At 61.8% G+C, this 14,383-nt stretch carries 12 protein-coding genes; 5 read left to right on the top strand and 7 right to left on the bottom strand.

Annotated features, from left to right (window positions below; translation table 11 throughout):
* Positions 1-15: 15 nt before the first annotated feature.
* The 4 genes from crcB to ACF8MI_RS20550 all read right to left on the bottom strand — a co-directional run bounded on the left by crcB (position 16) and on the right by ACF8MI_RS20550 (position 4,975).
* Positions 16-390 (bottom strand): fluoride efflux transporter CrcB, encoded by a 375-nt coding sequence (crcB, locus tag ACF8MI_RS20565; protein ID WP_016711494.1) that lies wholly within the window; start codon positions 388-390, stop codon positions 16-18.
* Positions 387-1,712 carry a replication-associated recombination protein A gene (locus ACF8MI_RS20560; RefSeq protein WP_025753662.1) on the bottom strand — a complete coding sequence of 442 codons (1,326 nt, stop codon included), beginning with the start codon at positions 1,710-1,712 and terminating at the stop codon, positions 387-389. The genes crcB and ACF8MI_RS20560 overlap by 4 nt, the downstream gene beginning before the upstream one ends.
* A gap of 12 nt (positions 1,713-1,724) precedes the next feature.
* Entirely contained in the window at positions 1,725-2,348 is a 624-nt protein-coding gene (lolA, locus tag ACF8MI_RS20555; RefSeq protein ID WP_019096729.1) for an outer membrane lipoprotein chaperone LolA, read from the bottom strand.
* Between the two features lie 62 nt (positions 2,349-2,410).
* Positions 2,411-4,975: a DNA translocase FtsK gene (locus ACF8MI_RS20550; protein WP_392517771.1), complete on the bottom strand. Its 2,565-nt coding sequence runs from the start codon at positions 4,973-4,975 to the stop codon at positions 2,411-2,413.
* A gap of 296 nt (positions 4,976-5,271) precedes the next feature.
* On the opposite strand from ACF8MI_RS20550, the gene aat reads away from it, so the two are divergent.
* The 3 genes from aat to infA all read left to right on the top strand — a co-directional run bounded on the left by aat (position 5,272) and on the right by infA (position 7,036).
* Complete coding sequence (gene aat / locus ACF8MI_RS20545; RefSeq protein WP_156867698.1) at positions 5,272-5,952, top strand: leucyl/phenylalanyl-tRNA--protein transferase; 681 nt, start codon at positions 5,272-5,274, stop codon at positions 5,950-5,952.
* A 56-nt stretch (positions 5,953-6,008) separates the two neighbouring features.
* Entirely contained in the window at positions 6,009-6,716 is a 708-nt protein-coding gene (locus tag ACF8MI_RS20540) for an arginyltransferase (RefSeq protein WP_016711499.1), read from the top strand.
* Positions 6,717-6,817: 101 nt separating this feature from the next.
* Complete coding sequence (gene infA / locus ACF8MI_RS20535) at positions 6,818-7,036, top strand: translation initiation factor IF-1 (RefSeq protein WP_002553999.1); 219 nt, start codon at positions 6,818-6,820, stop codon at positions 7,034-7,036.
* Between the two features lie 157 nt (positions 7,037-7,193).
* Here infA and clpA read toward each other — a convergent pair whose 3' ends face one another.
* Together clpA and clpS are read right to left on the bottom strand one after the other, a co-directional pair.
* Positions 7,194-9,464, bottom strand: a complete 2,271-nt coding sequence (clpA, locus tag ACF8MI_RS20530; RefSeq protein ID WP_104834320.1) for an ATP-dependent Clp protease ATP-binding subunit ClpA — start codon at positions 9,462-9,464, stop codon at positions 7,194-7,196.
* Positions 9,465-9,494: 30 nt separating this feature from the next.
* A complete protein-coding gene (gene clpS, locus ACF8MI_RS20525) occupies positions 9,495-9,857 on the bottom strand; it encodes an ATP-dependent Clp protease adapter ClpS (RefSeq protein ID WP_013973290.1) in 363 nt (120 codons plus the stop codon).
* Between the two features lie 229 nt (positions 9,858-10,086).
* On the opposite strand from clpS, the gene cspD reads away from it, so the two are divergent.
* A complete protein-coding gene (gene cspD, locus ACF8MI_RS20520) occupies positions 10,087-10,341 on the top strand; it encodes a cold shock domain-containing protein CspD (protein WP_060497754.1) in 255 nt (84 codons plus the stop codon).
* Between the two features lie 69 nt (positions 10,342-10,410).
* Here cspD and icd read toward each other — a convergent pair whose 3' ends face one another.
* A complete protein-coding gene (gene icd, locus ACF8MI_RS20515) occupies positions 10,411-11,667 on the bottom strand; it encodes an NADP-dependent isocitrate dehydrogenase (RefSeq protein WP_016711502.1) in 1,257 nt (418 codons plus the stop codon).
* Positions 11,668-12,081: 414 nt separating this feature from the next.
* Here icd and ACF8MI_RS20510 point away from each other — a divergent pair, with 414 nt between their 5' ends.
* Entirely contained in the window at positions 12,082-14,307 is a 2,226-nt protein-coding gene (locus tag ACF8MI_RS20510) for an NADP-dependent isocitrate dehydrogenase (protein WP_060497755.1), read from the top strand.
* Positions 14,308-14,383: the final 76 nt, after the last annotated feature.

Below are 14,383 nucleotides of genomic sequence, written 5' to 3'. Positions count from 1 at the left end.
TAAGTAGGTGTTGGTTCAGAATCGGGTCAGGGACAGGCCGGCCCAGGTCGCGAGCAGCCCGCCCACCACGCTGATACTGGTATAGCCCAAGGCAAGGGGCACCTGCCCGCTTTCCATCAGGCGCACGGTATCGAGCGAGAAGGAGGAAAAGGTTGTCAGGCCGCCGAGGAAGCCGACAATCAGGCCGGCGCGCAGCTCGACCGGCGCCAGGGGCTTGTGCAGGAACAGGCCATAAAGCAGGCCGATCAGCAGGCAGCCAACCAGGTTGACCGCCAGCGTACCGGCATAGAAGTGCCGTGGCCAGTGGGCCGCTACCCAGTTGGCGGTAGCAAAGCGCAACAAGGTGCCGGCGATACCGCCCGCGCTGACCGCGGCGATGAGTGCGATCACGGTTTTCTCCGTTGACGGGGGCTGTTGCGGTCGAGCTCGGCCAGGTGGCGTAGCTTCTCGCCAATCTTCAGTTCCAGGCCACGGGGCACTGGCTGGTAGTACTGGCGAGGCTCCAGTTCATCAGGGAAGTAATCTTCACCGGCGGCATAAGCGTCGGGTTCATCATGGGCATAGCGGTACTCGTCGCCATAGCCCAGTTGTTTCATCAGCTTGGTCGGAGCGTTGCGCAAGTGCAGTGGCACCTCCAGCGAGCCATGTTCGGCCGCTTCGCGCAGGGCGGTCTTGAAGCCCATGTACACCGCGTTGCTCTTCGGCGCGCAGGCCAGGTAGGTGATAGCCTGGGCCACTGCCAGCTCGCCTTCGGGGCTGCCCAGGCGTTCCTGCACGTCCCACGCCGCCAGGCACAGGCTGAGCGCTCGCGGGTCAGCGTTACCGATATCCTCGCTGGCCATGCGCACCACGCGGCGGGCGATGTAAAGCGGGTCGCAACCGCCGTCGAGCATGCGTGCAAACCAGTACAGGGCGCCATCGGGGTTGGAACCGCGCACCGACTTGTGCAGCGCGGAAATCTGGTCGTAGAACGCCTCCCCCCCCTTGTCGAAACGACGGCGGCTATCACCAAGCAGGCTTTGCAGCATCTCGACGTCGATTTCGCTGCCGTCTTCGGCTAGGTCCGAGGCGTTCTCAAGGAAGTTGAGCATGCGCCGGCCATCGCCATCGGCGGCAGCCATCAGCATCTTGAAGGCGTCGTCACCCACTCGCAGGTTGCGCTTGCCCAGGCCGCGCTCTTCGGTCAGCGCGCGGTTGACCAGTTTGCGCAGTGCCGCCTCGTCCAGGCTTTTGAGCACGTACACCCGCGCCCGCGACAGCAGCGCGTTGTTCAGTTCGAAGGACGGGTTTTCAGTGGTGGCGCCGATGAACAGCAGCGTGCCGTCTTCCACGTAGGGCAAGAAGGCATCCTGCTGCGACTTGTTGAAGCGGTGCACTTCATCGACGAACAGGATGGTGCGGCGGCCATACTGACCGGCCTGTTGCTTGGCCACTTCAACGGCCTGGCGGATTTCTTTCACCCCGGCCAGTACCGCCGACACGGTTTCGAAATGCGCGTCACAAAACTGCGCCAGCAGCCGCGCAAGGGTGGTCTTGCCCACCCCCGGCGGCCCCCAGAAGATCATCGAGTGCAGCGCACCCTGCTCCAGCGCCTCGCGCAACGGCTTACCGCGCGCCAGCAAGTGCTCCTGGCCGACGTACTCGTCCAGGTTGGACGGGCGCAGGCGAGCGGCCAGGGGCTGGGCGACGGGTTCGCTTCGAAACAGGTCCATGACGGGCTCTGGTTACTCCTTGATCACGTCCGCGCCTTTGGGGATGTCGAACTTGAACTGGCTGTCCGGCACCGCCTGGTTGGCCTTGACGCCATTGAACAGGATGTTGGTGCGCTGGCCGACACTGTCGATCAGCTGCATGTCATTGATCAGGCCTTTGCGGAACGACACGCGCAGCGAGTCGAACAGGGTGTCCTTGGTCTTCGGTTTGAGGGTGAAGTCCATCACCTCGCCCTGCTCCTTGGAAGCAATGTCGAAACTCTGGCTGATCTTCGACACATCACCGGACAGCAGCAGTGCAGGGGTCTGGTTCAGTCGCACATCGAGCTTCTTGATGGTGGCCTGTTCCAGGTCCGGGTCCCACAGGGTGACGTTCTTGCCGTCCGAAACCACCACCTGCTCCTGCGGCGCATCAGTATGCCAGTAGAACAGGCCCGGGCGCTTGACCGCCATCTTGCCCGAGGTTTCCTGCAGGCTGGTGCCATCGGCGCCCAGGGTCAGCTGGGAGAAGTTGGCCTCGATAGTCTGCGACTTTTCCAGCAACTGGGTCAGGCGTTGTACGTCTTGCTCACCGGCATAAGCAGTAACCGAGCCCAGGGTCAGGGCAGAAACCAACAGCATGCGAATCGCGCGCATGGGAATCCTCATTGAGCATTGAAAAGGCCGGGCGCCACCGTTGGCGCCCGGCAAGGTGTTCTTCAGTCGCGCGGGCCGCCCGGGGCAATCACTTCCCGCGAGCCGTTGCTGTTCATGGGGGTGACCACGCCGGCCATTTCCATGGCTTCGATCATACGGGCGGCGCGGTTGTAACCGATTTTCAGCTTGCGCTGCACGGCCGAAATGGACGCGCGGCGGCTTTCCAGCACGAACTGCACGGCCTCATCATACAGGGCGTCGCTCTCCGAATCTTCACCATCACCGCCACCACCGCCGCCGCCGTCGAAGCCACTGCCGGCTTCTTCGACACCGTTGAGGATGTCATCGTTGTAATCCGGCGCGCCTCGCAGCTTCCACGCTTCGACCGTACGGTGCACTTCGTCGTCGGAAACGAACGCACCGTGCACGCGGATTGGCAGGCTGGTGCCCGGTGGCATGTACAGCATGTCACCATGACCCAACAGCTGCTCTGCACCACCCTGGTCGATGATGGTGCGTGAGTCGATCTTGCTCGACACCTGGAACGCCATGCGGGTCGGAATGTTGGCCTTGATCAGGCCGGTAATCACGTCCACCGACGGGCGCTGGGTGGCGAGAATCAGATGGATACCGGCTGCCCGCGCCTTCTGGGCGATACGGGCGATCAGCTCTTCGACCTTCTTGCCGACGATCATCATCATGTCGGCGAACTCGTCCACCACCACCACGATGGTCGGCAAGGTTTTCAGCGCTGGCGGCTCGTCGTCCATGCTCTCGCGACGGTACAGCGGGTCGTGGATGATTTCGCCAGCTTCCTGGGCGTCCTTGATCTTGCGGTTGAAACCGGCCAGGTTACGCACGCCCATGGCCGCCATCAGCTTGTAGCGCCGCTCCATCTCGGCCACGCTCCAGCGCAGGGCGTTGGCGGCGTCTTTCATGTCGGTGACCACCGGGCACAGCAGGTGCGGGATGCCTTCGTAGATCGACAGTTCGAGCATTTTCGGGTCGATCATGATCAGCCGCGCGTCTTCCGGGCTGGACTTGAACAGGATCGACAGGATCATCGCGTTCACACCCACCGACTTACCGGAGCCGGTAGTACCGGCCACCAGCAGGTGGGGCATCTTGGCCAGGTCGGTAATCACCGGCTTGCCGCCGATGTCATGGCCCAGGGCCAGCGTGACCGGGGACTTCTGTTCGTCGTACTGCGGCGTGGCCAGCACCTCGGAGAAGCGCACCATCTGCCGGTTTTCGTTGGGAATCTCGATACCCACGGTGGTCTTGCCGGGGATCACCTCGACCACGCGCACGCTGGTCACGGCCAGCGAGCGCGCCAGGTCCTTGGCCAGGTTGGCGATGCGGCTGACCTTCACGCCAGCGGCCGGCTGGATTTCGTAACGGGTAATCACCGGGCCGGGGTGAATCGAGTCCACCGCCACTTCTACACCGAATTCCTTGAGCTTGATTTCCAGCAGTTGGCCGACACCGGCCAGGGACTCTGGCGAATACTCGATTTTCTTCTGCTCGGCAGGGTCGAGGATGGAAATCGACGGCAAGGTGCCTTCCACCGCGCTGTCGATGAACAGCGGTGCCTGCTTTTCCTTCATCACCCGCTTGCTCGGCTCCGGAGCCTTGGCGGCGGCGGGTGGCACGATCGTCGGGGCGGCGTGCTGCTCGCGAGGGACCACGGTTTCACGCGGCACTACGGGCTCACGGACGGCCTCACGTGGTGGCACGACAGGCTCACGGCCAAGCGTCGGCTCACGGGGTTCAACGACCGGGGCCGGCGCTTCTTCACGCTTGAAAATACGCTCACGCAACGCCGGCTTGGCCGGTTCACGCTTCTCGGCGGCCATCGGCGCGGCCTTGACCACCGGCTCATCCTCGCGCAGTTGCGCCTCCAGGCGCTTGCGCTCGTTGCGGGCTTCCCACCAACGGTTGGCGGCGCCCTGCACCAGCTCGAACAGGTCGAGGGTGATCTTGCCGGTCAGGTCCATCACCTTGAACCACGACAAGTCGGTGAAGACCGTCAGGCCGAACAGGAACAGGGCAATGAACATCAGCGTGCTGCCCTGCACGTTCAGCAGGTTGCGCGCCAGGTCACCAAGGCTTTCGCCCAATGCGCCACCTGCAGAGAACGGCAAGCTCGCCGGCGGGTGGAAGTGGATATGCGCCAGCGCCGCCCCGGACAACACCAGGAAGACCAGGCCGATCAACCGCCAGGAAAACAGCCAGCCGCTCCAGTCCCACGGCTGGTGGCGTTCGCGGAAGATCTGCCAGGTCTTCACCGCCAGCAGCAGCGGGAAGATATAGGCGAAGTAACCCAGCACCATGAACAGGATATCGGCGAAGTAGGCGCCGGCACGCCCGGCGGCGTTCTGCACCTGGTCGACGGTGGCGGTGTGGCTGAAACCCGGGTCCGAAGTGTCGTAGGTCAGCAGGGCCATCCACAGGTACAGGCACAGGGCGCCGACAGCGATCAACGCACCTTCCTTGAGGCGATAATGCAGCTGCTGCCGCCACAGGGGCACGGGCAAGGGAGCTGGGGTTGCGGTGGATTTCTTCAAAACGCGTCTATTCCTGCGCGTGCTGCGCGTCCAATAGTGATCGGCGGCGGTGCGGCCAATGAACCACTACTTTTAACATTACTGCCCGACAGCCGCCATGGCGGCACGCCGTATGGGGGTTTGGCCGGGGGCGACTTTCATATACCTGCAATTTGAGCATGCATTTTCTTTTGTGACAAAGGCTTATGCTGTGTTTTTGCACAGGTGTGACAGCAAATGTAGCGGATGGTGCCTGCGGTTTCATGAATGTGTAGGAAATTGCCTGAATTCGCCCCCCGCAAAGCAGCCACAACCATTGACCCTGCCATGCGCGCAAGCCATGCTGCCCTCTCCCCTCCCCCACCGCACGATAGACCATGCTTACCTGGCTGACCCGCGACTCGCTGACCTTCCCGCCCCTGGAAAAGGCCCTGCACGACCCCAACGGCCTGCTGGCCGCCGGCGGCGACCTTACCCCCGAGCGCCTGGTTCAGGCCTATCGTCACGGTTGCTTCCCGTGGTACCAGGATAGCCAGCCGATCCTGTGGTGGTCACCCGACCCGCGCACGGTGCTGGTGCCCGACCAGCTGCACGTGTCGCGCTCGCTGGCCAAGCTGATGCGCCAGGGCCGCTACCAGGTCAGCTTCGACACCGACTTCCCGGCCGTGATCGCCGCCTGCGCCGCGCCACGCGACTACGCCGACGGCACCTGGATCACCGATACCATGCGCAATGCCTACTGCGAACTGCACCGACGCGGCATTGCCCACTCGGTGGAAGTGCGCCAGGACGGTGAGCTGGTCGGCGGCCTGTACGGCCTGGCCATGGGCCAGCTGTTCTTCGGTGAATCGATGTTCAGCCGCGCCGACAACGCCTCCAAGGTCGGCTTCGTGACCTTGGTCAACCACCTGCGCCAGGCCGGGTTCGTGCTGATCGACTGCCAGATGCCCACCAACCACCTGCACAGCCTGGGCGCCCACGCCATCAGCCGCGCCGAATTCGCTGGCTACCTGGCACGCCACCTCGACCAGCCCAACAGCGCCACATGGGTTGCCTAGGCGAGTTCCCGTAGCTGGCTTACACTTAAAACAAAGTCTCACCGAGGGGGTTGATCATGACAGAGTTGGCGCGGTTGAAGTTTTATGCCACTCAGCCCCACTCCTGCAGCTACCTGCCCGAGGAACAGGCCACCACGCTGTTCCTCGACCCCAGCCAGCCGATGGACGTTAACGTGTACGCCGACCTGTCGGAAATGGGCTTCCGCCGCAGTGGCGACCATCTGTACCGCCCGCACTGCCAGAATTGCAACGCCTGCGTGCCGGCACGCATCCCGGCGGCGCGCTTTATCCCCAACCGCCAGCAACGGCGCATCCTCAAGCGCAATGCCGACCTGACCGTGACGGCGGCGCGCCCAACCTTCAAGGAAGAGTATTTCGAGCTGTACCGGCGCTATATCGAAACACGCCACGCCGACGGTGACATGTACCCGCCCAGCCGCGACCAGTTTTCCACCTTTCTGGTGCGCGACCTGCCGTTCTGCTGGTTTTACGAGTTCCGCCTGGAAGGCCGCTTGATGGCAGTGGCCGTGTGCGACCTGCTGCCCAACGGCCTGTCGGCGGTCTACACCTTCTACGAACCGGACGAAGAGCGACGCAGCTTGGGCCGCTTTGCCATCCTGTGGCAAATCACCGAAGCCCTGCGCCAGGACCTGGAAGCGGTATACCTGGGTTACTGGATCAAGAACTGCAAGAAAATGAACTACAAGACGCAGTATCGGCCCATCGAATTGCTGATAAACCAGCGCTGGGTCACCCTCAACTGAAAGCATTGGCTTGACACACAGTTTTCGGGCATAATCCACGCCACTTTTTTGCCCGGTGCGGATATGCGTCGGGCCAACACTGGATCCGAGGGCTCTACTGCATGTCGAAAGAAGACAGCTTCGAAATGGAAGGTACTGTCGTCGACACCCTGCCCAACACCATGTTCCGCGTGGAGTTGGAAAACGGGCACGTCGTAACCGCGCACATCTCCGGAAAGATGCGCAAGAACTACATCCGTATTCTCACTGGCGACAAGGTCCGCGTCGAACTGACACCATACGACCTGAGCAAGGGCCGCATCACCTACCGTGCGCGCTAAGCTCAAGCCATGAAAAAGCCCGGCCATGCGCCGGGCTTTTTTGTGCCTGCCAGAACCGCTTTGCGGCCATCACGAGCTGCGCTCGCTCCTACATGGGCACACTAAACCCCGTAGGAGCGAGCGCAGCTCGCGATGGCCGCAAAGCGACCCTCATCGATCAGGCAACCTCAGCCGTGGTCTCGAAGTCGAACACCAGCTCGCCATCGCGCAGGTCGACGTGCACCACACCACCATGCTCGGCCAGTTCGCCAAACAGGATCTCCTCGGCCAGCGGCCGCTTGATCTTGTCCTGGATCAGCCGCGCCATCGGCCGCGCACCCATCTGCACGTCGTAGCCCGACACCGCCAGCCAGCCGCGTGCGGCGTCGCTGACTTCCAGCAGCACACGCTTGTCTTCCAGCTGCGCCTGCAGTTCGATAAGGAACTTGTCGACGATGCTCTTGATCGTCTCGGTGCTCAGGCGACCAAACTGGATAATGGTATCCAGACGGTTGCGGAACTCTGGCGTGAAGCTCTTGCGGATCACTTCCATGGCATCGGACGCGTGGTCCTGATGGGTAAAGCCGATCGAGGCCCGCGCTGCCGTTTCTGCACCCGCGTTGGTGGTCATGATCAGGATCACGTTACGGAAGTCGGCCTTGCGCCCGTTGTTGTCGGTCAGGGTACCGTGGTCCATCACCTGCAGCAGCAGGTTGAAGACTTCCGGGTGGGCCTTCTCGATTTCATCGAGCAGCAATACGCAGTGCGGTTGCTTGGTAATCGCCTCGGTCAGCAAGCCCCCCTGGTCGAACCCTACGTAACCTGGAGGCGCACCGATCAGGCGCGACACGGTATGACGCTCCATGTACTCGGACATGTCGAACCGCACCAGCTCCACGCCCAGCGCCTTGGCCAGCTGCCGCGCCGCTTCGGTCTTGCCGACGCCGGTAGGGCCAGCGAACAGGAACGAACCGACGGGCTTGTCTGGCGACTTCAGGCCAGCACGGGACAGCTTGATGGCCGTAGACAGCGAGTCGATGGCCTGGTCCTGACCGAACACGGTCAGCTTCAGGTCACGCTCAAGGTTACGCAGCAGCTCCTTGTCGGAGCTGGTGACGTGCTTCGGCGGAATCCGCGCGATCTTGGCGACGATGTCCTCGACTTGAGGCACATCGATGCGTTTGACGCGCATGGCCTCCGGCTGCAGCCGCTGGTAGGCACCGGCTTCGTCGATCACATCGATGGCTTTGTCGGGCATGTGCCGGTCATTGATGTAGCGCGAGGCCAGTTCGGCGGCGGCGCGCAGGGCTTCGTCGCTGTACTCGATGTTGTGGTGGCTCTCGAAGCGCCCTTTCAGGCCGCGCAGGATGCCCACGGTGTCTTCGACCGACGGCTCACTGACATCCACCTTCTGGAAGCGACGTGCCAGGGCACGGTCCTTCTCGAAGATGCCGCGGAATTCCTGGAAGGTGGTCGAGCCGATGCAACGGATCTCACCCGACGACAGCAGCGGCTTGAGCAGGTTGGAGGCATCCATCACCCCGCCCGATGCCGCACCGGCACCGATGATGGTGTGGATTTCGTCGATGAACAGGATCGCCTGCGGGCGCTTGCGCAGCTCACCGAGCAGCGCCTTGAAGCGCTTCTCGAAGTCGCCGCGGTATTTGGTACCAGCCAACAGCGCGCCCAGGTCAAGGGAATACACCACGCTTTGCGCCAGCAGGTCGGGCACCTGGCCATCGACAATGCGCTTGGCCAGGCCTTCGGCGATGGCAGTCTTGCCAACGCCCGCCTCACCCACCAGCAACGGGTTGTTCTTGCGCCGGCGCGCCAGGATTTGCGCCACGCGCTCCACTTCCTGCTCGCGCCCCACCAGCGGGTCGATACGGCCAGCACGGGCCAGCTCGTTCAGGTTGCTGGCATAGGCGTCCAGCGGGTTGCTCGAAGAGGAGGTTTCGCCACCCTCCTCGTCCTGCATGTCTTGGTCGCTTTCAGATTGCGAACCATGCCCCGGCACCTTGGAGATGCCATGGGCGATGTAGTTGACCACGTCGATACGGGCCACGCTCTGCTGTTTCAGCAGGAACACAGCCTGGCTTTCCTGCTCGCTGAAGATCGCCACCAGCACGTTGGCGCCGGTCACTTCGCGCTTGCCGGAGCTTTGCACGTGGAACACGGCACGCTGCAGCACCCGCTGGAAGCCCAGGGTCGGCTGGGTTTCACGATCTTCGTCGTTGACAGGAATCAGCGGCGTAGTGGAATCGATGAACTCTTGCAGGTCGTGCTTGAGCTTGTCGAGATTGGCGCCACAGGCGCGCAGAACGGTCGCGGCAGCCTCATTGTCAAGGAGTGCCAGCAGCAGATGTTCGACGGTCATGAACTCATGACGCTTCGAACGGGCCTCCTTGAAGGCAAGATTGAGGGTGACTTCGAGCTCGCGGTTTAACATAGCTTCACCTCATACCCAAGTGGTCGGCGATTAACCGTCCTTCTCGATTTCACAGAGTAGCGGATGCTGGCTTTCCCTGGCGTATTGGTTGACCTGCATAGCCTTTGTTTCGGCGATGTCACGGGTAAACAATCCGCACACTGCCCGCCCTTCGGTATGGACGGTCAGCATGATCTTGGTCGCCAGCTCGCGGTTCAGATTAAAGAACGTCTCGAGCACTTCGACGACGAAATCCATCGGCGTGTAGTCATCGTTGAACAAAACCACCTTGTACATCGGTGGCGCCTGCAGGATCGGCTTGGCTTCCTGAACTGCAAGACCTGAGCCGTCGTCCTCATTCGATTGCGGGCGATCCTGATTGAATGTTAGTCGAATCTCACTAGGTGCATGCATGGAAAGAATTTCATCATGAGCGTTAGGTTAAGGTTGTGGGTTGACCGCACAGGCCACGAACGGCGCAGGCGCCGGGCGACCTTGACTATCGGAAAAACGGTGTTACAACCAATAAGAACCCACCGTGGTCGATAAAGATCCGCGCAGTCAACCAGAATTTCGCAAGGTTCGTATGCGGATGAAGTGGATGATACTCCAGTGATGGAGTCCTTTGCAGAGGGACATAGGGATGGCAAGCGGTAAAGTCAAGTGGTTCAACAATGCCAAGGGCTACGGATTCATCAACGAGGAAGGTAAATCCGATGACCTTTTCGCTCATTACTCGGCCATCCAGATGGACGGATACAAGACACTGAAGGCGGGCCAGGCCGTGGAGTTCGAAATCATCCAGGGCCCCAAAGGCCTGCACGCGGTGAAGATAATGGACGCTGCTGCGGCTGCCAAAGCCCAAGGCCAGGCCGCAAGCGAAACCGTACGCGTCTGATCGCCGCCCCGTGTCGTAGTACGAAAAAACCGGTCGCCCTTTTACCCTGGCGACCGGTTTTCTCTTGCCTTACATATGCTTGATCATTTCATCACCAAAGCCTGAGCTGCTCACCAGCTTTGCCCCGTCCATCAGCCGCTCGAAGTCGTAGGTCACGGTCTTGGCCGCAATCGCGCCATTGGTGCCCTTGATGATCAGGTCGGCCGCCTCGGTCCAGCCCATGTGTCGCAGCATCATCTCCGCCGAGAGAATGACCGAGCCGGGGTTGACCTTGTCTTGCCCCGCGTACTTGGGCGCAGTGCCGTGAGTGGCCTCGAACATGGCCACGGTGTCGGAAAGGTTGGCGCCCGGTGCGATGCCGATACCGCCCACCTCCGCCGCCAGAGCGTCGGACAGGTAGTCACCGTTGAGGTTCAGGGTGGCAATCACGTCGTACTCGGCCGGGCGCAGCAGAATCTGCTGCAGCATGGCGTCGGCGATGGCGTCCTTGACGATGACCTCGCGGCCGGTCTTGGGGTTCTTGAACTTCATCCAAGGGCCACCATCGAGCAGTTCGGCGCCGAACTCATCCCGGGCCACTTCATAACCCCAGTCTTTGAAGGCACCTTCGGTGAACTTCATGATGTTCCCTTTGTGTACCAGGGTCAGCGACTCGCGGTCATTGTCCACCACGTATTGCAGGGCCTTGCGCACCAGGCGCTTGGTGCCTTCTTTCGAGACCGGCTTCACGCCAATGCCGCAGTCCTGGTCGAAGCGGATCTTGGTGACGCCCATTTCCTCCTTGAGGAACTTGATCACCTTGTTGGCCTCGGGCGAGCCGGCCTTCCACTCGATGCCGGCGTAGATGTCCTCGGAGTTCTCACGGAAGATCACCATGTCGACGTCGCCAGGCTTTTTCACCGGGCTCGGTACACCCTGGAACCACAGCACCGGCCGCAGGCACACATACAGGTCCAGTTGCTGGCGCAGGGCCACGTTGAGCGAGCGGATGCCGCCACCCACCGGGGTGGTCAGCGGACCCTTGATCGACACCACGTAATCACGCACGGCGTCGAGGGTTTCCTGAGGCAGCCAGGTGTCCTGGTCGTACACCTGGGTGGCCTTCTCGCCGGCGTACACCTCCATCCAGGCAATCTTGCGCTTGCCGCCGTAGGCCTTCTGCACGGCGGCATCGACCACCTTGATCATCACGGGCGAAACATCGACGCCGATGCCGTCACCCTCAATGTAAGGAATGATCGGGTGGTCAGGCACGTTAAGCGAATGGTCTGCATTGACGGTGATCTTGGTGCCGTCGGTCGGAACCTTGATTTTCTGGTATCCCATGCTTGCACTACTCCGCTGTCGGGTGTGGTTTGGACATCATGCGATGCAATGAGCCTAAACCACATCTGCCGACCTGCAAGGCATGCGACAACCCGCCACATTGCCGCTTAGTCTTTGGTCTTATAAATGGGCCGATATCACTTGGCCTTGCTGATTAGCCCGAATGGTTTGGTATACTCCGCCGCGACCGAAGGGTCATCGGGGCGAATCCCAGGAAAATGCGGACCGCCCTAGGCCATGAATGGCCGTAAAGCCTGGGCTGTTACCGCAGTTCAGCACTTGACGCTCGACTGATGCATCCACCATCACCGCTCGCAGCCTCTCGACTTTCCGCTCATGGCGTTGTCAGGGCGATGCGCCTACCCTGCGCACCACGAGACTCGAGCACGCTCAGCACACAGAGAGTTAACCCGCATGCCCACCCGTTCCAAGATCATCTATACCTTCACCGACGAAGCCCCCGCCCTCGCCACTTACTCGCTGCTGCCGATCGTCGAAGCCTTCACCGCTTCGGCTGACATCGCCGTCGAAACCCGCGACATCTCCCTGGCCGGCCGTATCCTTGCCGCCTTCCCGGAGCAACTGGGCGCAGAGAAGCAAGTAGGCGATCACCTGGCGGAACTGGGCCAGCTGGCTACCACCCCTGAAGCCAACATCATCAAGCTGCCGAACATCAGCGCCTCGGTACCGCAGCTCAAAGCCGCGATCAAGGAACTGCAAGGCAAGGGCTTCAACATCCCTGACTACGCCGACGAGCCGGCCACCGCGGAAGAAAAAGAGTCCCGCGCCCGCTACGACCGCATCAAGGGTTCGGCCGTGAACCCGGTACTGCGCGAAGGCAACTCCGACCGCCGCGCGCCGCTGTCGGTCAAGAACTACGCCCGCAAGCACCCACACAAGATGGGCGCCTGGGCCGCCGACTCTCAGTCGCACGTTGCCCACATGACCCAGGGCGACTTCTACGGCAGCGAAAAAGCTGCCCTGATCGAAGCTGACGATAGCCTGCGCATCGAGCTGGTTGCCAAAGACGGCAGCACCACCGTGCTGAAAGAAAAGACCGCCGTCAAAGCTGCCGAAGTGATCGACTGCGCCACCATGAGCCGCAAGGCCCTGAAAGCCTTCATCGCCGAGCAGATCGCCGATGCCAAGGCCTCCGGCGTACTGCTGTCGGTGCACCTGAAAGCCACCATGATGAAGGTTTCCGACCCGATCATGTTCGGCGTCATCGTCGAAGAGTTCTACAACGACGTGCTGGCCAAGCACGCCGCCGCGCTGGCTGAAGTCGGCTTCAACGCCAACAACGGCATCGGCGACCTGTACGCCCGCATCAAGGACCTGCCAGCCGACAAGCAGGCCGAGATCGAAGCCGACATCCAGGCCCTGTACGCCCAGCGCCCAGCCCTGGCCATGGTCAACTCCGACAAAGGCATCACCAACCTGCACGTACCGAGCGACGTCATCGTCGACGCTTCGATGCCGGCCATGATCCGTGACTCGGGCAAGATGTGGAACACCGCTGGCGAACTGCAAGACGCCAAGGCCGTGATCCCGGACCGTTGCTACGCTGGCATCTACCAGGCCACCATCGAAGACTGCAAGAAAAACGGCGCCTTCGACCCCACCACCATGGGCAGCGTGCCGAACGTTGGCCTGATGGCACAAAAGGCCGAAGAGTACGGTTCCCACGACAAGACCTTCCAGATCAAGGCCGACGGCGTTGTGCGCGTGGTCGATGGCAAAGGTAACGTCGTACTTGAGCAGAACGTCGAAGCTGGCGACATCTTCCGCATGTGCCAGACCAAAGACGCGCCGATCCAGGACTGGGTCAAGCTGGCCGTCAACCGTGCCCGCCTGAGCAACACCCCTGCGGTGTTCTGGCTGGACCCGGCCCGCGCCCACGACGGCGTGATGATCGAAAAAGTGCAGAAGTACCTGAAAGATCACGACACCACCGGCCTGGACATCCGCGTTCTGGCCCCGGTCGACGCCATCAAGTTCTCCCTGGCCCGCATCCGCGAAGGCAAGGACACCATCTCGGTGACCGGCAACGTGCTGCGCGACTACCTGACCGACCTGTTCCCGATCATGGAACTGGGCACCAGCGCCAAGATGCTGTCGATCGTGCCGCTGATGAACGGCGGTGGCCTGTTCGAAACCGGCGCCGGCGGTTCGGCTCCGAAGCACGTGCAGCAGCTGGTTGAAGAGAACTTCCTGCGTTGGGACTCGCTGGGTGAATTCCTGGCCCTGGCCGCTTCCCTGGAGCACCTGGGCAACACCTACGACAACCCGCGTGCCAAGGTTCTGGCCAACACCCTGGACCAGGCTACCGGCAAGTTCCTCGACACCAACAAGTCGCCTTCGCGCAAAGTCGGTGGTATCGACAACCGCGGCAGCCACTTCTACCTGACCCTGTACTGGGCCCAGGCCCTGGCTGCCCAGACTGACGACGCTGCCCTGCAGGCTCGCTTCGCCCCGCTGGCAAAAACCCTGACCGAGAACGAGGAGACGATCGTCGCCGAGCTCAACGCCGTTCAGGGCAAGCCAGCCGACATCGGTGGCTACTACGCCCCGGATGCCGAGCTGACCGCCAAGGTGATGCGCCCAAGCCAGACCCTGAACAGCGCCATTGCCGCCCTGTAAGGTTCGCTTGAAGTAACAGCACAAACCCCGGCCACGCACCGGGGTTTGTGCTTTCTGGGAAATGGGGCTGCTCTGC

The sequence above is a fragment of the Pseudomonas sp. yb_9 genome, assembly GCF_043103635.1.
GTDB lineage: Bacteria > Pseudomonadota > Gammaproteobacteria > Pseudomonadales > Pseudomonadaceae > Aquipseudomonas > Aquipseudomonas monteilii.
Note: the sequence above shows the minus strand (reverse complement) of the source record. Positions and strands in the feature narration are given on the sequence as shown.

Excerpts from the sequence above, each read along its gene's own strand:
- ACF8MI_RS20560 (WP_025753662.1), bottom strand. The coding sequence starts at position 1,712 with ATGGACCTGTTTCGAAGCGAACCCGTCGCCCAGCCCCTGGCCGCTCGC.
- icd (WP_016711502.1), bottom strand. The coding sequence starts at position 11,667 with ATGGGATACCAGAAAATCAAGGTTCCGACCGACGGCACCAAGATCACC.
- ACF8MI_RS20510 (WP_060497755.1), top strand. The coding sequence starts at position 12,082 with ATGCCCACCCGTTCCAAGATCATCTATACCTTCACCGACGAAGCCCCC.
- cspD (WP_060497754.1), top strand. The coding sequence starts at position 10,087 with ATGGCAAGCGGTAAAGTCAAGTGGTTCAACAATGCCAAGGGCTACGGA.
- clpS (WP_013973290.1), bottom strand. The coding sequence starts at position 9,857 with ATGCATGCACCTAGTGAGATTCGACTAACATTCAATCAGGATCGCCCG.
- clpA (WP_104834320.1), bottom strand. The coding sequence starts at position 9,464 with ATGTTAAACCGCGAGCTCGAAGTCACCCTCAATCTTGCCTTCAAGGAG.
- infA (WP_002553999.1), top strand. The coding sequence starts at position 6,818 with ATGTCGAAAGAAGACAGCTTCGAAATGGAAGGTACTGTCGTCGACACC.
- aat (WP_156867698.1), top strand. The coding sequence starts at position 5,272 with ATGCTTACCTGGCTGACCCGCGACTCGCTGACCTTCCCGCCCCTGGAA.
- lolA (WP_019096729.1), bottom strand. The coding sequence starts at position 2,348 with ATGCGCGCGATTCGCATGCTGTTGGTTTCTGCCCTGACCCTGGGCTCG.
- ACF8MI_RS20540 (WP_016711499.1), top strand. The coding sequence starts at position 6,009 with ATGACAGAGTTGGCGCGGTTGAAGTTTTATGCCACTCAGCCCCACTCC.